The following is a 19,186-nucleotide window of genomic DNA, read 5'->3' as shown; positions in this document are numbered from 1 at the left end:
CCAACAAAAAAGGAGTAGGTTACGGTTCAACATAAATGGAATTTTTGGATTCAATGTTACAAATCAGAAAAAACCTAAATGATGTTAGATTCTTTTTGCAGGTAAATATTATCGTCAATAATAAAAGAGAAATTTATTTCAGAAACCTTTAGTTTGTTATGTTTTCGCTACAAAACTATCTAAAATTCCCTTTAACTGTGTTGCCTGCTTTTCCTCAATCCCCGACAAACAAAAAATTTGTTCAGGTATTAACTTGGCTTTATCACGAAGCTGTTTTCCATTCTTTGTAAGAGATACCATCACAACTCGTTCATCATCTACGTTTCTTTTTCGCTGAATTAACCCACCTTGCTCCAATCGTTTGAGCAATGGCGTCAAAGTCCCCGAATCCAATTGCAATCGTTCGCCAAGTCCACTGACAGTGCTTTCCTCTTCTTCCCAAAGAACCAACATCACAAGGTATTGCGGATATGTGAGTCCCAGTGCCGAAAGAAGTGGGCGGTAGATTTTCATCATTCGATGCATTGAAGAATACAAAGAGAAACAAACTTGGTTCTTCAAAAGAAGAACCTCATCTGTAGGATTCTTAACCTTGGACAAGTTTTTCAATATCCTTTTCAATATCTTCTGGTTTCGTGATGGGTGCGTATCGTTTTACAACGTTTCCATTTTTATCAATTAAGAATTTGGTAAAATTCCATTTGATGTCCAAAGAACCAAAAATTCCTGGCGCTTGTTTTTTTAAGTGTAAGTAAAGCGGATCCGTATTTGGTCCATTGACTTCCAATTTTGAAAATATCGGGAAAGTCGTTAAGAATGTTCTTTCACAAAACAACTTAATTTCTGCATCTGTTCCTGGTTCTTGTTGGCCAAACTGGTTACATGGGAAAGCCAATACTTCCAAACCTTTTCCTTTGTAACGATCATAGGTTTCCTGTAGGCCTTTGTATTGAGGGGTAAAGCCACACTCGCTAGCCGTGTTCACAATCAAAAGTACCTTATCTTTAAATTGTTCCATAGGAATTTCCTCGGAACCTCGTTTCACCTTAATCTTGTAAAATTCATCAGACATGTTTGGTCTCCCTATGCCATTTAGATTGTGCACAATTTAATTTTGTTCAATCTTTTTATTTTGATTTTAAGAGGGTTTTTTCGGGTTTTTAACCCAAATGCGCGCGAATCTATCTATCCCCGCCCTGAATTGGGAGGGGAACTAGACCCGCCACCCAATACCTTCGCCTTACCACAACAAAACAAATCTAGCTACCACCTTCCCTACTTCCCCAGATTTTTTACAAAAAAGTTCTTAGTTTTGCAGAATTTACTAGCTTTCAGAGACAAATCGTTCGTAATGATACGAATTTTATTTCTCATTTCAAAAAAGATATTTGGAGCAAACAATGAAAATACAATTGGTCTTACGACCTTTGTTGGTATGTCTACTCTTCCTCTTACCGGGATTCCTAGCCGCAGAAGGCGAAATTCCTCCACCAGCTGCCATCGATAAATCCGATACGGCATGGATGTTAGTTTCCTCTGCATTTGTGTTTTTTATGATTCCTGGACTTGCCTTGTTCTACGGAGGTATCGTACGTTCCAAAAATGTCCTTTCGACTATGATGCATAGTTTTGTTGCTATCATCGTGATGACATTACAATGGACTATCTTTGGGTATAGTTTTGCTTTCTCTGGAGATAATCCTTATATTGGAAATTTTGATCTAGCTTTCCTTAACGGAATTGATATTGATTCCGTAAAGGGTTCTATCCCAACTTATGTACACTTTCTATTCCAAGGTATGTTTGCGATCATCACTCCCGCATTAATTTCTGGTGCAATTGCAGAAAGAATTAAACTTTCAGCATATGTAGTATTCATTCTCGTCTGGTCAACGTTAGTTTATGATCCAGTGGCTCATTGGGTTTGGGCTGACTCGGGTTGGCTATTAAAAATGAATGCTCTTGATTTTGCTGGAGGAACCGTTGTCCATTTGATCTCGGGGATTGCCGGACTTGCTGCTGCCATCGTCATCGGCAGACGAAAAGGGGATGCAGGACTGTTAACCCATCCAAATAACATGACTTATACGTTACTTGGATCTGGCCTTTTGTGGTTCGGTTGGTTTGGTTTCAATGCGGGTTCTGGGCTCTCCGTGAATGGACTTGCTGCGAGAGCATTTTTAGTAACCCTGGTTGCACCGGCTGCTGCAGGAGCAAGTTGGTTACTGATCGAATGGTTACATACAAAAAAAGCAACAGCGCTTGGAGCTGCTTCTGGAATCGTGGCGGGACTTGTAGTCATCACACCTGCTTCCGGTTATGTGGGAGTCCAAGGGGCCTTGATTATGGGAGCTCTGGTATCTCCTATATGTTATATGGCAATCCTACTCAAAGGCAAACTTCGTTATGATGATACACTCGATGCTTTTGGTATCCATGGTGCTGGTGGTGCATTTGGTGCGATTCTTACTGGATTCTTTGCATTGGAATTAGCTGAAGGAATGACTTTGGGAAACCAATTGACTGCTCAAGTTGTTAGCGTCGTTGCAACAGGTGTTTATTCTTTTGTAGTTTCCTATATACTCGCACTTATTATCGAAAAAACAATCGGTTTTAGAATCGAAGAAGATAAAGAAATCACCGGACTCGATCAAGAGATCCACGGTGAAAAAGGATATGATATAAGGTAATCAACATGAAATTAGTCATCGCAATCATCCAACCACATAAGTTAGAAGAAGTAAAAAACGAACTCACTAAAAACGAAATCTATCGATTGACCGTAAGTGATGTTCAAGGTTATGGCCAACAAAAAGGGAAAACAGAAGTATTCCGTGGACATGAATACCAAGTGAATCTTCTCAGAAAAGTACGTTTAGAAATCGCAGTCAACGATGAGTTTGTCAAACCAACTGTAGATGCGATTTTGAAAGCAGCAAAAACAGGTCCTGAGGGTAAAATCGGAGATGGAAAAATCTTTGTCATGCCTTTAGAGGAAGTCATCCGCATCCGTAGCGGAGAACGAGGAAGTAAGGCCATTTAACAAACAATCAGTGATCCGAGGGAGACTTTCCCTCGGAGTCAAACTTTACATTACAATCTGATCTAGGATATACTCCTGATTCGATTTTCCGCCAGGGACAAAAGGATATACTCCCCAAGTTGAAGGAATTCGCACCTCAATCATTGCGGGGCCCTTGGTTTTTAGGATTCTTCTTAAATCTTCAACCCCCAAACTCCAGTCCCACTCGGAATACCCAAGCCCAAAGGACTGGCATAACAACGAAAAGTCGGGATGAAAATGAAACTTGGAACCAGAATGTTTACTCCCATAAAACAAATCCTGCTGTTGTTTCACTAGACCCAAATGTTCATTATTGATTAGGATGATTTTAATATTGAGGTTCTGCTCCTTTAAGGTAGATAACTCTTGTAAATTCATCATGATGGAACCATCACCAGAAAAACAAAATACTTGAGCATCCCTATTACTTAGAGCCACACCAATAGCGGTAGGAAGACCAAACCCCATGGTCCCTTGCCCTCCAGAAGTGATCCAAGATTTGGGATTCGTGAAGGGAAAATACTGCGCAACCCACATCTGATGTTGCCCAACATCTGTCAGAAAGAAATGTTCCCCTTCAGGTAGTACAGAGGCAAAATCAGAAAGTATATCTTTCATAGGATGTTCTGCTGGGATTTCTCTCCAAGTTTCTATTTGCTCTAATGCATTTATGTTTTGAAAACAAAAGTCTTCTTCAATTAGAAAGGGAAGAACCTCCGAGATGTCTTTCTGCAATCCCAAATGTATTAGTTTATTTTTCCCAATTTCTCGTGCATCAATATCAATATGAATGATCTTTGCTTGGTTACAAAACTTTTGGATAGCACCTGTTGCACGATCATCAAAACGTACACCAATGGCAATGAGTAAGTCACAAACACCAAGTGCTTCATTGGCAACCACAGTTCCATGCATACCCATCATTCCTAAATTCATTGGGTCATTTTTTTCAAAAATACCTAAACCCATAAGTGTAGTTACTGCTGGAATTTGGAAACGAGAAACAAATTCTCGTAAACGTAAATATTCTTTTTTGGCTCCACCACCTAAATAAAGTAAGGGGAATTTAGAACCTTCCAAAAGCGATTTAAATTCTTGTAAAAATAAAGTCAAACTTTCACCAGATGAATCTTCTTCCGATCCCTTACCCTCAAGAGGTCCTTCGTTCTGAGACAACTTGATTGGAAGTCGATTAGTCACGATCTCAATCATTTGTGTTTGGATGTCCTTAGGTAAGTCTATCCAAACAGGACCCATTTTACCAGAACCCGATAAATAATAAGCTTCTTCTAAAGTTTCTATAATTTGGGTTGGCTCTTCAATCTTATAAACTTTTTTAACAAGAGGAGATACTATACTTGTTGTAGGTAATTCTTGAAAAGCATCGGTGCCAGTTAAGGCCAATGGAACCTGTCCAGAAAAAATAAGTAAAGGGATAGAATCTCTTTGGGCATCGGCAACCGCGGTGATGAGATTGGCAACCCCGGGTCCAGAAGAAACAAATACGGCACTTACCTCTCCAGTGCTCCTTGCTCTTCCCTGAGCAAAAAATCCGGCACCTTGTTCATGCCTAGCTAACACATGTTCAATGCTTGACTCCGCCAAACTTTCGTACAATGGTAATATAGTTCCACCTGGAACACCTGGAATCCAAGTGATTCCCTTTGATTCTAAAAAACGTATGATATATTGACTAACGGTGATTTGTTCCCGCATAAAGACCCTCTCCTATGTGGTTTCCCCGTCGACTTTCAGCTTTCTGTCGACCGAGGAAACGAAGGATATTTATAACAGAAAGCTACTTATGTATGAGGAGACTACGACGACTAGAACGAGGGTAGAGAGGACATAGCTAGACAATCCAAAAACGGGCATGGAATTCATGATCTCGTAGTTTGTATTTGCCTGATTAGCCATTACACTTAAAAGATTTTTGCAAAGACGGACGCCGTCAAGAATTTATTTGGAAGAAGTTACTGCTTTTATTTTCTAAACAACTCAATCTCTGGTGCGGATGTAAGTGTATTTCATTTGCCGATCAAACAGAACTAAAGTGATTTCTATTCATTTTCTTTGGCTCGTTTGATGAGAGAATAAAAGGCCAAGATAAAACCTACGAAAAAACCAACAAGAAGCCAAAGCGGTTCTGTTTTCAAATATTCATCTAAGTAGTATCCTCCCACCACAAAAAGTGCGATGGAAGATACGAATTCAAAACCGGCGCCAGCCATAGCCAGTGGTGACTTCTCCGGTTTTTTATTAGAAGGTTTTTCGGATTCTCCCGTCATTGGAGGATGCGGCCGATTCTACCCCATCGAACACTCAATCTCCACAAACGGTAACGAAGTGTTCTTTCAATCCATCCGAATCTAGATTCATCATCACGATAGCGAGAGTTATGTGATGAAAAAATTTCCGAATAATGGCAACGACTATCCAGAGATTCACCTTCATATCTTTCGGCAATTTCTGGTCCCTTCTCAGCTAACTCTTGACCATCTTTGTATTCACAAGTGGAGTCCTTCCAATCAATAGAAAAATAAATGATGAGTGCTTTCCCCAAAATATCTTCTCGTTTTACAAATCCCCAGGCACGTGAATCATGAGAGTCATCTCGGTTGTCACCCATCACCATATACTGACCTTCTGGAATCACACATCCGTGTAAGAAGTCACAATATTCAAAGATATGAGCACGACGATCATCTTCAAAACCTTCCAGGATGAAATGTTCGAAACCAGGTTTTACTTCTTTAAAAAGGGCTCTTTGTGTGGCCTCTAAATTATCTAAGTCAGAAAGTTCTTTCCCGATAGGAACTTCCTTTGGAGAATAAGATTGAAAATCCGTTGCTCCAACCTCTTTATACTCAATGAGTGCAAAGTGTACTCTTCCTCTATCCTTAGTTTCGATATATTTTCTAGTAATTCGAATTGTATCCCCAGGAAGTCCCACAACTCGTTTAACAAATCGTTTTGCAAAAATCCCTGTCCGCGATTCTTCTTGGGCAAGGGCCGTTGCTGGAGGAATAAAGGTAACAATATCACCGCGTTTCGGGTCATCAATTCGAAAGAGTTCCTTTTCCGTAAATGGCATACGGAAAGAATAACGCATTTTATTTACGAATAAAAAATCCCCAATTTTGAGCGTAGGGATCATAGAACCGGAAGGAATATTATTAGCATCTAATATAGATGATTTGAAGGCAAATACAAGAACCACAATGATCCCGAAGGAAATTCCCGAAGCGGCTGCTCCCTCTTTTGGCGGTTCCTTAGAATCTTGTTTTGGTTTGGATTGGAAGATAGTGGAGAATATTCCCATAGGTTCGAAGCTAGGGAATTGGAATTTTCTGTCAAGAAAGGGGGAAAAAAAGCGCAAAAGACTTGTACTATTTTCCGGAATCGACGATACCATACATGGAGATCTTCTACTTATGGAAACATCAATCCACGTTTTGCGAAATACCTTATTGGAGATGAAAGAGAATTACTCTTTTGTCTGTATCAAAACAGGAACGGAAACCGAGGATATGGGAGAAGAGGAAATCTCCCTTCTAAAAACGATCACCGCCGGTATTTTACCACTCTACGTCAAAATTGGTGGTCCAGAAGCCAGAAATGATATCCGCATCTGTCAAAGAATCGGAGTTTCGGGGATTTCGGCACCTATGGTGGAATCTGAGTATGCCTTAAAAAACTTCATCCAAACCATGAAGAATCTCCTGACACCTTCTGAATACGAATCCTATAATAAATCCATCAATATGGAGACCATCACAGGTTATAGAAACTTGATGGATATTTTTGATTCGGCTTCTTTTCAGGCTCTAGAGCAAGTAACAGCTGCTAGATCAGATTTAAGCGCGTCTATGGACAAAAAACCCGATGACAAAGAAGTCACAAGGGTTGCTAAAAAAATCATTTCCGAAGCGAAAAGCAGAGGGAAAAAAACTTCTGTGGGTGGAACCATCACCAAAACAAATTTCGATCTGATTGCAAACGAAATCGAACCAGATTTTATTAACTCACGTCATGTCATGGTAGATACAAAAAAGGCGATGTCGATTGGAGCAACTGATGTTGCCGAATGTATGTTATTATTCGAAATGGATTTATTTGAATTTTTCTCTAAAACATTCCCCGAAAAAGGTTATTATTATCGAAACCGAGTGGAAATCAATCGAGAACGGATCGGAGAAAGGAAGGTTCTTTACTTCATTCGTTAAGTGGTTTACTTATTTTTTTTATTCAGCTTAGTTTCTCCTTTTCTCTTTATTTCTCCTAAAAACTTTCATACCCCCTTCCAAAAGGGGGTATCTCTTTTTTTAATCCTACTTGTTATTGTAAGTTTCTGGAAAGAAAAGAAGTCCAAAAAACAATCATTCAGTTTTGATTTGTTATCAGAAGGACAAATCGCTACTCTTCCCTACTTAGTTTGTATCAGTTGTATTATTTTTTTATTAGGAAGTACATACCATGCTTTTCACCTAACAAAAGAAATTGCTAATACCTTTTTATTTCACGATGCAGATTATATTGGTTTATCGGATATTCTCCTATCGATTGCAAATGGACAAGGTTTTTCTACTGCCTATTATTCAGAATCGGGACAAGGTAGTTATCTTTCACATCATTTTGCACCTGGAATGGCAGTTTTATCGCCCTTCATTGGTTTAATCCCGAATCGCTGGGGCCTTGCTATTGGCATATTTGCCACTTACCAATTGGGAACCATTCTTTGGATACTTTGGGCCTATCGAATCACAATTAAGAATCCAAAAAAGTTTGGAGTCAAATTCTTAGTTTTTTGGATTCTGATTACCAACCAATTATACCTTTACCGGATCGGATCGAGTTTTCATTTTGAGGCGTTAGTAATCGTTTTCGGATTTTTCTTTTTTTATATTTGGGAACAGAGGAAAAAGATACCCAATGTCCAAGTTCATTTCTTTTGGATTTATTATACTATTTTATCTTTAGCTACCATTCTCTATCTCTCTATAAAAGAGGATATTGGCATCTACCTACTTCTTTTTTTTCTACCGACAGTTTTAATAACTTTATACAAACATTGGAAAAAAATATGGAATCCTGAAGCGCCCAACACATTAAACTCCTTCTCTGCAGAAGAAAAAAACTACCTCCGTTCACTAATACTTATCTTAAGCATTGTATCCTTATGGCTTGGATTTGTATTTTTCATTTATCCCATATTTGGTGACAAATCAGAATCTATCACTTGGACCAATGTTTTAACACAAGGATACCACTCTGCGTTCAAACAGGTAACTGGGTTTCAAAAATCCATTCAAATTTTTTTGGAACTGATTGTCAGTGGCGGACTTGGAATCTTTCAAATGTTAGCGGAAATCATGGGAATTGGGCTAATATACGTTACACATTTATTATCTACAAGACCATGGCATCATGAAGTGTATACCTATTACAGTTATTCGCTCGCACCGTTCATCCTCTACGCAGGAATTCTGTGGATTCTCTCGGAAAAAAAGATTTCTATTTCATTTGCGTTTTTTATACTCGCTTGCCTTTTCTGGAAGAACTCACTCGATCAAAATTTTCCATTAGATATAAATATCAAAAGTCCGTGGGAGAATCCTAGTGTGCAAAAGGATATTCATTCGGACTTAAAGGAAATCAATTCAATCCTTCTCTCCAAAAGTAAAGGACAGGTTCTTCTGGAAGGGGAGAACCATCTTCAATCCTTGGATATAGAAAAAAACACTTTGGGAATTTTTGTATTTTCACAATACAATTTGTCTTTTTGGATCACAGATAGAACAAAAACCTACCCGTTAGAACAAGTTAAAAATTCGAGGTCGATTTGCAAAACAGCAAATGTCTGTTATATGGTACTGGCGGAAGGATTTACAGACGAAATTTTGTGGCCTAAATCAAGGATTTTAGAATATAAAAAAGAATTCGAAAACCAAAAAGGATTTTTGATTTGGAAAGGAAAACAAACCGAAGTTTGGCAACTACCTTCAATTCAAGGAACTCAAATCCATCAAAATTGATTCAGATATATAAATCGTAAAATAGCGACTAGTTTACAATATGAAAGATTTCGTATCCATTTTCTCGTTTTTCGATTCGAATTTGTCCTTCTAAAACTAATTTCTGAATGATACTGTATACAAGCCCTAAAGCGGTTGGTAAATGACCACCATTATGGACTTTTTTTCCAATGGCAGCTTCCATTAACACCTTTAGATCCGACTCCCCTTCTCTAAGGCGTCGAAGAACTCCTTTTTCCAAAATGCTCAATGTTTTTTTCACAAGAGTGATGGTTTTCCTGGGATCTTCAATTTCGTTACCATGAGCAGGTAACATTCGTTTGATGGGTTCTTCCAAAAGTTTAGAGAGTGTAAAATAATAATCACCCAAACTTCCATCCATTTCAGAATAAATGGCAGTGAGGTTGGCAATGATAAGATCCCCTGAAAAATAAACACCCGTAGAAGGATCCACAGGAGTGATATGATATAAATTATGGCCAGGTGTATACAAAAATCGGAATAATCTTCCACCTAACTCTAAACTGTCGTTATGGTCGATCGGGACATCAATTCTTAAAACAGGATCCCCCTTTTTGGTTTCACCAAATTTACTAAAAAATTGACGCCAACCTTTGCGTGATTCTTCCAAAATCCGATCCAGTTCTTCTTTATCGCCAAATGCCTTATGAAATAGATCTTCCGTAGCCTCTTCAAAAAGCATCATCGATTCTAAATAATTTCCCACTCCATCTGCCATGGCACGGTAACCGTAATAGGTTACGTTTTTAGCATAGGACTTCAACACCAAAGAAGAAGAGATATGATCAAGATGGTTGTGAGTGTAAATGATGTGGCGAATGTCTTTAAAAGAAAATCCCCTAGTTTTTAGGGATGCTTGTAACATCGGTATGGATTCGATATAACCTGAGTCGATTAAGGTCAAACCGTCATTTCCATGATATAGATATATATTGTTGGGAGCGTAAAAAGGTTGCGGTAGAACAATTTTGAAGACACCATCCCCGATGTCTTCCATGTCCGGAATTCTTTTGGGGATGGTAACTTTCATTGGTTCACCTTATGGTTGTTTTTTGATGATCAATCTTCTTTCGATTTCGAAGATTTTCTCTGGAATTTTTTCTTTTCCTAATTTCTTTTTATCGTTTTCTTTGAGGAAAAGATCAGCACCGAATTTGTCCAATGCATCGTTTGCTTTGATGTTTTTCAAACCAATGAATTGGATTTGAACTTCACCCGCAGGGATTCCGTATTCAGTTCCTTTGTCTTCAGTGGTTAAAATTCTGGAAATACAAGTCACTGTGTCACCAGAAAAGGCAGGTTGTGTATGGTATCCTTCTGTGAATCCCAGTTCCCAAATTGCGTTTTCAGAAATATCACGTGATGCCATACCAGCTAACCAACCAAATACGAGTCCACCGTAAACCACTGGTTCTCCACCCATAGGACCAGAGATTCCTGCGGAATACAATTTATCATAATGTAGCGGATGAGTATTTCCTACGCGAAATGTCCATTGGACATGTTCGTCAGTGATGGTTCTTCCATTTTGGTGAACATAGATTTGACCTGGTTTGAAGTTTTCAAAGTAAGTATGTCCCCAAGTTACGTCTTTCATCTCTGTTGGGAATTTAAGAGTTGGAAGTTTGAGTGCTGGAGTTTTTGACTCTGGAAAGAATGCAGAAGAATCACCTGGTTTTGGATTGCCTTTTGGTTTTCCATTGGATTGGTAAATCATGATTTTACGTTCATATTGCAAAACCACTTCATTCTTTTGGTTGAGACAAAGTGTTCTTACATGAACGATTCCTGGTTTTTCAGGGCCTTTGTCATCCACTGCTAAAATTTTAGTTCGAGAAGAAAGAGTATCTCCTGGATAAACAGGTAATAAAAATTGTGCGTTGTAATAACCGAGGTTTGCAAGCGCCTTCTCGCTGTTATTTTGAACACCAATTGAAAGTGCTAAGTTGAACACCATTAGTGGATGAACGAGTAAGTCAGCAAATCCGTGAGCTTTTGCATATTCAGCAGAAAGATAAAGTGGGTTTGCATCCATAAACACAGTGGCAAATTCTTGGGCAAAACTTCTGTCCACTGTGAATTGACGAGGGTGAACGTAGATATCACCTACATTGAATTCTTCGAGGTATCGTCCATAAATGTTCTTTTTAACGTCAGAGAGAGAAGCGGGTGTGCTGGGAGCTAACTCACCAAAGGGGGACATAGGTTTTTCGGCCATGGGAATTCCTTTTTCGAATGGGATAGGACTAATTTTCCAAGAGAGGTCCTACCGAAAACGATTTTTCCAAGTCAGCCGACGGCTCGTTTGGCGTATTCCTCCTTCCAAGCACTATGCCAATGATACCATTCTTCGCGGATCGCTCGGTACCGAACTAGGTCACTTTGCACTTCTGACATAAGTGTTTCCAATTCTTCCACACGACGGAAAAGTCGTAAGGTCAAAGTCTCCCACTCTTCTTTGTTCTGGTCCATCCATGGTTCCATATTTTTTATATCGGTAGATCTTTTCCGTAAAATGTTGCTTTTTTAGTCAGCTTACCATTCGATTCATGGATCATGAGCTTTGTTTTTCCGTCAGAAGACTCCATTCCAGAAAATTACCGCATTACACCCATCCACCAAAAAGAATACCTACTCGGTGGAGAAATTCAGATCTGGGAAGGTGAATCTCAAATTGTAAAATCGCCCATCTTTCTGAACAAAAATGGCAAATTGGAACAAGTGGTTTTAGGATCCTATCCAAGTTTTGATGAAAAACAAAGTTTACTTGCACTTGATGCTGCCGTAAAAGCCTATAACCACGGAACAGGTGTTTGGCCCATTGCCACTCCCAAAGAACGAATCGAAGCAGTTCGAAAGTTCATCACTCTCATGAAAGGAAAAAAAGACCAGATTGTTTTACTTCTTATGTGGGAGATTGGCAAAACAGAAAAAGATGCCATAAAAGAATTTGAGAGAACCATCGAATACCTAGAAGATACAATTGAATCATTACAAGAACTCGAAACAAGTTCAGCAAATTATATCAAAGAAGGTGGACTCATTGCACAAATCAAACGTTCTCCTTATGGTGTGGTTCTTTGTATGGGACCATTCAATTATCCGTTGAATGAAACTTTCTGCACTCTCATCCCAGCCATCCTTATGGGAAATACCGTTGTTTTCAAACCGGCAAAGTATGGTGTGTTGTTGCTACAACCTCTTCTTGAATGTTTTAAGGAAGCTTTCCCACCTGGTGTGATTAATACCGTGTATGGTGATGGTGCCAAAGTAATTTCTCCGATTATGGAATCTGGCAAAATTGATGTTTTTGCATTTATTGGGTCGAGTCATACTGCCAATCTCATCACTAAAAAACATCCCAAACTCAACCGCCTAAGATCTGTTTTAGGACTAAATGCAAAAAACCCAGCAATTGTTTTACCTGATACAGACTTAAAAACAATGGTTCCTGAAATTCTCTCCGGGTCACTTTCTTATAATGGACAACGATGTACCGCACTCAAAATTCTATTTGTTCACAAAGATATTTTAGATGAATTTACAAAACTATACTTAGAAGAATTTTCCAAATGGAAGGCAGGAATGCCTTGGGATCTTGGAGTCAATTTCACCCCACTCCCGGAAGAAGGAAAAACCAAATGGTTAAAGGAACTTTTGGACGATGCAGTGACCCATGGTGCAAAAATTCTAAATCCTGGTGGCGGCGAGATCAATGAATCGTTTATGTTTCCAGCAATCCTTTCTCCTGTTTCACCAAACACACGTTTGTATCATGAAGAACAATTTGGGCCACTCGTTCCAATTGTTCCTTTCTCTTCTGTAGAAGAACCGTTAAATTATATCTTTGAATCCAATATGGGCCAACAAGCTAGTATCTTTGGAAAGGATCCAAAAACAATCGGCAAACTAATCGATGTATTGGTAAACCAAGTGGCCCGAGTGAATTGGAACGCTCAGTGCCAACGGGGGCCAGATTCCTTTCCTTTTTCTGGGCGTAAAGATTCGGCCGACGGAACACTTTCCGTTTCCGATGCCCTTCGCGTATTTTCCATTCGCACTGTTGTGAGCTTCAAAGACAGTGAGATGGGACGTAATCTTCTAGGAGATGTACTGAAAGATCGGACGTCCAATTACTTAAGCCAAGAATTTCACTTGTAACCCGTTTTCTTTCTCCGATACTTGAAAAAGGTAAGTCACTTACTTGTTTTTAACACTGGGAGGAGGGAGACGTGCGCATTCATCTATTAGTTTCCTTTCTTTGTTCTCTTTGGATGGTTTCTTGTAACCAAGTCAATCCCCGAGATGAGTTACTTTTCACTTTGATCAATGGGCTGAATCCTACAACAACGACTTCCACTACGATTGCGATTCCAACGACGGCAAAAATAAATGTATCGAGTGCCAGTGTCACCCTAACCTACGGAACACCACAAAACTTCGGAATCTCTCTTGTGAAACTGCCGACTGCCAACGTTACAATTACTTTAACCTTTACTTCATCGAAATTGCAGGTCAATGGGTCAAACTCCCCACTAACAAATGTTCTGACATTCACACCCGCAAATTACAATGTAGTCCAAGCAGTCAATTTGGCTTCTGCTACCCAAATTATAGACTCCTCTTCTCTCAGCATCACAGCAACCAGTACAGACACATATTATAACGGTGTCTCTGGAAGTATTCCCATCACCCATAGAAACGTTAATATTGTTTATACTGGCAGTTCGTTTATTTTTCAGGAAGATGTAGTTGCGCCGACACTCACACCGACTATTAGTTTTTCACATACTTCTTGTTCGGTGGCACCTGCACTTCCCAACGGCCTCAGTTTGAACACAAGCACTTGTGTGATTTCAGGAACGCCGGCAGATCCACAAGTGGCAACGACATATACGATTACTGCGACTAATGGATCCGAATCTGATGGCGAAAATATTTCCATCCGAATCGAACCGACTGTATATAAGGTATTTATCACCGCAGCGACATTTGGCGGAAACTTACAAGGAGCCGCAGCCAATGGACCAGCTGGTGCTGACTTAAAATGTAATGCGGACACAAACAAACCGGCAACGGGAACTTATAAAGCAATGCTTACAGATGGAACCAATAGAAGGTCTTGTTCTTCAGATAACTGTGGTGGTGGAGTTGGAGAAAATATAGATTGGGTTTTTCAATCGGGAAGGATTTACATTCGTGCAAATGATTCAGCAAGTTTACTGAGTCCCAATGCCGCAGGAATTTTACCGGTAGATGGATCTGGTAACTTCACGACCAATCCTTATAATCTAAACCATTCTTTTGATTCGGGAACGACTAAAGAATTTTGGACTGGATTTGCTCAAACCAACTATTGGCAAGAGGCAACTGCACAAACGCAAAACAGTTGTAACGATTGGACTGATGGTACGAATACCTCTCCAACAAGTGACGGCGGGCGTGTCGGTGCATCCAATAGCACAAATTATGGTGCCTTTCGGAATGGTAGTGGAAGAAGCTGCTCCGCTACCTACTACCTACTTTGTGTAGAACAATAAAAATTCTAATTTGATCCTGTTGGTTCCTTTCTCCAATCCGAGTGATATAGAAAGTAAAATCCCAACTTAACAATCTCGAAATCCAGTTTCAAAATCTACCCACATTACTTTTAGAGCGATACAAGTTCTTACTTTCTTGGATTTTTGTCAGTAGTTCACCTGTTCCACCAACTTTCCAAATTCACTGACTTACTTTTTTCACCGACTTTCCGAATCCACTCGATTGCAATGTTGACTGACTTTTAGATTACTTATACTTTCTGTCATAAATTCGTTTCAATCGACATCTCCGGCCGAAACCACCAGGCCCTACCCCCAATCTTCTTTGGCTCATTTGAGCCTTCGATCATCAGCACCTTCGACCTTCGTTCAGCTCCTTTCAATCAATTCCCATTCTCCAAAGTAGTTCCCTCCGTTTCCAATTGCCGACGGTTTCTTTTACCACCCAATTCCCTTTTGCACATAGACGACTTCGACACCCACTCGAAAAGGTAACTCACTTACTTTTTTCACTCGCTTTCCCAAGAAACTGAGTTACAATTTTTCTCCGTGATCCAAATCCTCATCAACTCCCTAGCCGGAAAAACAGTCTCGCTCACACAAAAAACTACCGATTCCCTGCTGAAAGGGGTACAATTCCTAGTCAAAGGAAGCCTAACGAGCGCAGGTGGAGGATTGGATTTACTTTCCAATGCTTTTTTTTATAAACCAGAATGGAGAGATGCCTTACAAAAAGCGGGAGTCCAGGTCAAAGAGACTGGCCACAAATCCAATGAGAACCTGCAAAAGACAATAGAACAAACAAACCAAGCCTTCGAAAAAGCTATCTTCAAAGTGGAACTCACCGCCAAACAAAGTGATGATATGGTGTTTGATAACCGTATGGTATCAAGTATCCTTGGAAGTTCTCATAATCAAAAATTCAAACTCACAAAGATTGATATGAGTTTTCGAACCATTGGAAAAGACATCACCGCGAAAGAAACGATCGCAGAATTCAAAGAATCAAAAAAAACTAAATCCGTTCTCTTCCTTCCTGGACTATTTACAGATGAAACCGTTTGGCAGGAACAAACTGTGGAATATAAAGAAAGAAAAATTACTTCGCCTGGCCTCGCCACAGAATTACAAGAACAAGGGTACTATCCATTTTATTTGAGATACAATCATGGACTTCCTATTCATGAAAATGGGAAAAAACTCATGCACCTGTTGGATGTATTTTTTAATGAAGATCCAAACATCAAACCAGATATCATTTGTTATAGTTTGGGATGTCTTATCTTTCGATCTTGCCTTTACCATGCAAAACTTGAAAACAAAGAATGGCTCCCCAAATTTGGGAAAATCATTCTAATTGCTGCACCAAACAAAGGTTCGTATCTAGAAAAAATTGGATTTTGGCTCGGATTTTTATTTGAAAAAAGTCCGAATGTGGCACTTAAAATCATTGGTATGATAGGAAATCTTCGCAGTGATGCCATTAAGGACCTGTCCTTTGGACTCATCCGAAAAGAAGAAAAAGGTTGGATAGAAACCATTTCTGGATACTTCGGAGAAACCTATTTTAATGAACTAGATGATATGGATGCCTACCAAGCCTATGCTCTTATGGAAGGAGCAGAGAATCCTTTGCAAAACTTTCTTGGAGATGGGATTGTAGAGAAAAAAAGTCTTACCTACTTAACAGATAAAGTCTTTAATCAAAAAACAAATCCTTCATTGCGAACACTGGAATTAAACAAACAAAATCATTTTTCCATCATCAGCGCCAGACCACTAATACATTGGGTGAAAGTTGTATTGGGACTCACACCAGAAGGCTAAGTCGCCAAGGTTTCCAAGTGTACTTTTACTGATTCTGCTAGCGCCTGGAAATCATAACCACCTTCTAAAAAGGAAACAATTTTACCGCCAGAATAAGTATCAGCGATTTTTTTTACTTCGTTAGTAAAGTTAATATACGTAGAAGTAGATAAATTCATTCCACCTAACGGATCTTTCTTGTGGGCATCGAAACCAGCCGAAATCAAAACAAACTCTGGTTGGAATTTTTCCATCTCCTTATGTATGGAAGAAAAGTGAGATAAATATTCAGACTCACCTGCACCTCTGGCCAATGGAATGTTGAGAGTGGATCCGAATCCTTTCCCTCTTCCCCGTTCCGACAAGGCCCCTGTTCCCGGATAAAAAGGATACTGGTGGAGTGATACAAAATAAACCGAATCATCATCGTAGAACTGGTGTTGTGTGCCATTTCCATGATGAACATCCCAATCTAAAATCAAAATTCGTTTGATTCCTTTGGACTGAAGGTATTTTGCAGTGATTGCTATATTATTAAAAATACAAAATCCCATCGCATGATCCGACTCAGCATGATGACCTGGAGGCCGAACGAGTGCCATTCCATTTGCCAAGCTGCCCGAAAGAACTTCATCGGCTAGGTATAACCCAGCACCAACGGCAAGACTCGCTGCATAAAAGGAACGTGGAGAAAAAACTGTGTCTCCATCCAAATAGCCATTCCCTTTTTCGTCACAAGCTATCCCCACCGAACGAACATAATTCGGATCATGGATGGAAGAAATCACAGAAAGCGGAGCTTCCTTAAAATCTTTTTTCCAAAGAAAATTTTTGGAAGGTAAATCGGATAAATGATCCAGTATCGATTCTAATCTTCCATGAGTTTCTGGGTGACCCAGACCGGTATTGTGTTTTAAAAATTCTTCATGAAAAGTAATACCTGTTTTTAATGATTTCATTTATCCTCCAACTGATTCTGAATTAGAAAATATTGTTTTGTAGAGAGGATTGGGATCAGTTCTACTGATTTATTGATTCAATAGAAATAAACAGGTCAGCCCATAAATCTATCAAATTCCCCTCCAGAATCATTTATTGAAACAACATAAATCTTTCGATATACACAATCATTTCCACAATTTCTGCAATGATGCGGTCAATCTGTTTTGTAATTTGAATTTTTTCTTCCGGAGTAATGACCTTATCCATCCCGGCGTTTCCATAAACTGCGTAGAAAGTTTTGATTTCTGTCGAAAAGGTTGTATTGAACCATTCTTTGAATATCCTTTGTTTCATTTTGTATTCTGGTTTTATGGAACCAGTCAGCTCCCAAACTGATCCTTCTGTAAACCGAAGCCTTAGTTCAAATAAACCTCGATCCTTACGAATGTAGGTTTCTTCATCAATTGGTGTAAAATCGATTTTACGGAGCATGACAAGGACGAGTAAAATATTCTCTAAAAACTCAATGAGATTTTTTTTCTCAGATCCACTGATTTTGGAATCATCACCTAGATGTTGTAAATAGGATTCACCCATTGCTTGGAAAAGGCGGGAAATTTCCACCATACGGTCTTTAAAATTTTTTGGATCCGATAAATCCTCTGGGAAACGACCGTAAGATTTTAAATTGAAGTCATTGGAAATTTCTAACATGCCCAAATTTTCTGAAAGTCAGTCATTTTCGTCAATCGATTCGATTTGAATTTTCCGAACGTAGTCAAAATCTTGTCATTACTACCATGAAACAACTCATCGTCTCCATCCTACTTCTATTCTTAATCTCCTGCCAATCGACACCTAAAGTCGAAAAAAGGCAAAATGCAGACTCTTCTGGGATCACTCCTGATTTTATTGAGGGACTCTATATCAATACAAAAACCATACGGGATAAAAAACGATGGAGTCTACTTTTCCAAGTGATGAAAGATGCAGGAATGAACACTGCTATCGTTGATCTACAACCACACCCTCCAACTCCAGAACAGGTAGCGGAAGCAAAGGCACTTGGCTTTTACATGGTCGCACGTGTGGTCAACTTTGAAGGTGGGCTTCTAGAAAAGACACCTAACACAAACCTAGTGGCATCCATTCAAAAGTCTATTCGTAAGGCTTGTGAATTAGGGTTCCCAGAAATTCAATTAGATTACATTCGTTATGCAGATGGCGGAACCAACTTCAGTATGAGTTACGAAAAACGTTACGAATCCATTCTTGGAATCATAAAAGACCATAAGGAAAAAACCAAAGACAGTTGTTCCAAAGAAACTCGTTGGAGCGCTGACATATTTGGCCGAGTTCCCTTCATTGAAAACGATGTGATTGGGCAAAAAGTGGAACCGTTTAGTGAAGAATTAAACGGACTTTATCCTATGTTGTATCCATCACATTTTTATGGATTAACCAAACGTGTAGCAGATCCTTATGGAACCATCAAAGATGGACTAGATCTTACGGTCAAAAGAGCCAAACAAGGAACCAAAGCCATCGCCTGGGTACAAGGTTTTAATATGATGGTAGGCCCAAGTAAACTAAGTTATACAGATTATATCAAAGTACAAATGCAAGGGGCTAAAGATTCTCTAGGACATGGATTTATTGTTTGGAATGCAGGAAATGAATACATCGACACAATGACTGCTTACGAAAAATACAAATCGGAACCCACTCCAAACAACCAAAAGGTAAGTAAAAACGACTAACTAAAATCTACCTGGTAG

Annotated in this window: 18 protein-coding genes; 8 read left to right on the top strand and 10 right to left on the bottom strand. The window is 39.3% G+C overall.

Annotated features, from left to right (window positions below; genetic code table 11):
- Positions 1–156: 156 nt before the first annotated feature.
- Together EHQ49_RS05685 and EHQ49_RS05680 are read right to left on the bottom strand one after the other, a co-directional pair.
- Complete coding sequence (locus EHQ49_RS05685; protein WP_135577173.1) at positions 157–600, bottom strand: MarR family winged helix-turn-helix transcriptional regulator; 444 nt, start codon at positions 598–600, stop codon at positions 157–159.
- Positions 587–1,072, bottom strand: coding sequence for a glutathione peroxidase (locus EHQ49_RS05680; RefSeq protein WP_135577171.1), 486 nt, complete (start codon positions 1,070–1,072; stop codon positions 587–589). The genes EHQ49_RS05685 and EHQ49_RS05680 overlap by 14 nt, the downstream gene beginning before the upstream one ends.
- A gap of 328 nt (positions 1,073–1,400) precedes the next feature.
- Here EHQ49_RS05680 and EHQ49_RS05670 point away from each other — a divergent pair, with 328 nt between their 5' ends.
- On the top strand, positions 1,401–2,690 hold the full coding sequence (locus EHQ49_RS05670; RefSeq protein WP_135577169.1) for an ammonium transporter: 1,290 nt from the start codon (positions 1,401–1,403) through the stop codon (positions 2,688–2,690).
- A gap of 5 nt (positions 2,691–2,695) precedes the next feature.
- Positions 2,696–3,043, top strand: coding sequence for a P-II family nitrogen regulator (locus tag EHQ49_RS05665; protein WP_100734139.1), 348 nt, complete (start codon positions 2,696–2,698; stop codon positions 3,041–3,043).
- Between the two features lie 45 nt (positions 3,044–3,088).
- On the opposite strand, the gene EHQ49_RS05660 is transcribed toward EHQ49_RS05665, so the two are convergent.
- The 3 genes from EHQ49_RS05660 to lepB form a co-directional block, all read right to left on the bottom strand.
- Positions 3,089–4,780, bottom strand: coding sequence for a thiamine pyrophosphate-binding protein (locus EHQ49_RS05660; protein ID WP_135577167.1), 1,692 nt, complete (start codon positions 4,778–4,780; stop codon positions 3,089–3,091).
- Between the two features lie 344 nt (positions 4,781–5,124).
- Positions 5,125–5,352: an AtpZ/AtpI family protein gene (locus tag EHQ49_RS05655; protein ID WP_135577165.1), complete on the bottom strand. Its 228-nt coding sequence runs from the start codon at positions 5,350–5,352 to the stop codon at positions 5,125–5,127.
- Positions 5,349–6,386, bottom strand: coding sequence for a signal peptidase I (lepB, locus tag EHQ49_RS05650; RefSeq protein WP_425269826.1), 1,038 nt, complete (start codon positions 6,384–6,386; stop codon positions 5,349–5,351). Before lepB ends, EHQ49_RS05655 begins: the two co-directional genes overlap by 4 nt.
- Before the next feature lie 112 nt (positions 6,387–6,498).
- On the opposite strand from lepB, the gene EHQ49_RS05645 reads away from it, so the two are divergent.
- Positions 6,499–7,290, top strand: coding sequence for an aldolase (locus tag EHQ49_RS05645; protein WP_135577161.1), 792 nt, complete (start codon positions 6,499–6,501; stop codon positions 7,288–7,290).
- On the top strand, positions 7,291–9,099 hold the full coding sequence (locus EHQ49_RS05640; RefSeq protein ID WP_135577159.1) for a DUF2079 domain-containing protein: 1,809 nt from the start codon (positions 7,291–7,293) through the stop codon (positions 9,097–9,099).
- Between the two features lie 28 nt (positions 9,100–9,127).
- On the opposite strand, the gene EHQ49_RS05635 is transcribed toward EHQ49_RS05640, so the two are convergent.
- The 3 genes from EHQ49_RS05635 to EHQ49_RS05625 all read right to left on the bottom strand — a co-directional run bounded on the left by EHQ49_RS05635 (position 9,128) and on the right by EHQ49_RS05625 (position 11,592).
- A complete protein-coding gene (locus EHQ49_RS05635; protein WP_135577157.1) occupies positions 9,128–10,150 on the bottom strand; it encodes an MBL fold metallo-hydrolase in 1,023 nt (340 codons plus the stop codon).
- A gap of 9 nt (positions 10,151–10,159) precedes the next feature.
- A complete protein-coding gene (locus EHQ49_RS05630) occupies positions 10,160–11,338 on the bottom strand; it encodes a MaoC family dehydratase (RefSeq protein WP_135577155.1) in 1,179 nt (392 codons plus the stop codon).
- Between the two features lie 71 nt (positions 11,339–11,409).
- Entirely contained in the window at positions 11,410–11,592 is a 183-nt protein-coding gene (locus tag EHQ49_RS05625) for a hypothetical protein (protein ID WP_135577153.1), read from the bottom strand.
- A gap of 84 nt (positions 11,593–11,676) precedes the next feature.
- On the opposite strand from EHQ49_RS05625, the gene EHQ49_RS05620 reads away from it, so the two are divergent.
- The 3 genes from EHQ49_RS05620 (at position 11,677) to EHQ49_RS05610 (ending at position 16,487) form a co-directional block, all read left to right on the top strand.
- Complete coding sequence (locus EHQ49_RS05620) at positions 11,677–13,281, top strand: NADP-dependent glyceraldehyde-3-phosphate dehydrogenase (RefSeq protein ID WP_135577151.1); 1,605 nt, start codon at positions 11,677–11,679, stop codon at positions 13,279–13,281.
- Positions 13,282–13,352: 71 nt separating this feature from the next.
- Positions 13,353–14,660, top strand: coding sequence for a DUF1554 domain-containing protein (locus EHQ49_RS05615; protein WP_135577149.1), 1,308 nt, complete (start codon positions 13,353–13,355; stop codon positions 14,658–14,660).
- A gap of 549 nt (positions 14,661–15,209) precedes the next feature.
- Positions 15,210–16,487: an esterase/lipase family protein gene (locus EHQ49_RS05610; RefSeq protein ID WP_135577147.1), complete on the top strand. Its 1,278-nt coding sequence runs from the start codon at positions 15,210–15,212 to the stop codon at positions 16,485–16,487.
- Here EHQ49_RS05610 and EHQ49_RS05605 read toward each other — a convergent pair.
- Positions 16,484–17,425 (bottom strand): histone deacetylase family protein, encoded by a 942-nt coding sequence (locus tag EHQ49_RS05605; protein WP_135577145.1) that lies wholly within the window; start codon positions 17,423–17,425, stop codon positions 16,484–16,486. The genes EHQ49_RS05610 and EHQ49_RS05605 overlap by 4 nt on opposite strands.
- Positions 17,426–17,558: 133 nt before the next feature.
- Positions 17,559–18,122 (bottom strand): hypothetical protein, encoded by a 564-nt coding sequence (locus EHQ49_RS05600; RefSeq protein ID WP_135577143.1) that lies wholly within the window; start codon positions 18,120–18,122, stop codon positions 17,559–17,561.
- 86 nt (positions 18,123–18,208) lie between these two features.
- Between EHQ49_RS05600 and EHQ49_RS05595 the strand changes: the two genes are divergently transcribed.
- Positions 18,209–19,168 (top strand): putative glycoside hydrolase, encoded by a 960-nt coding sequence (locus EHQ49_RS05595; RefSeq protein WP_135577141.1) that lies wholly within the window; start codon positions 18,209–18,211, stop codon positions 19,166–19,168.
- Positions 19,169–19,186 lie beyond the last annotated feature (18 nt).

Source organism: Leptospira perdikensis, assembly GCF_004769575.1.
Lineage (GTDB): Bacteria > Spirochaetota > Leptospiria > Leptospirales > Leptospiraceae > Leptospira_A > Leptospira_A perdikensis.
The sequence above is the reverse complement of the archived record's forward strand: the minus strand, read 5'-3'. Positions and strand labels throughout refer to the sequence as shown.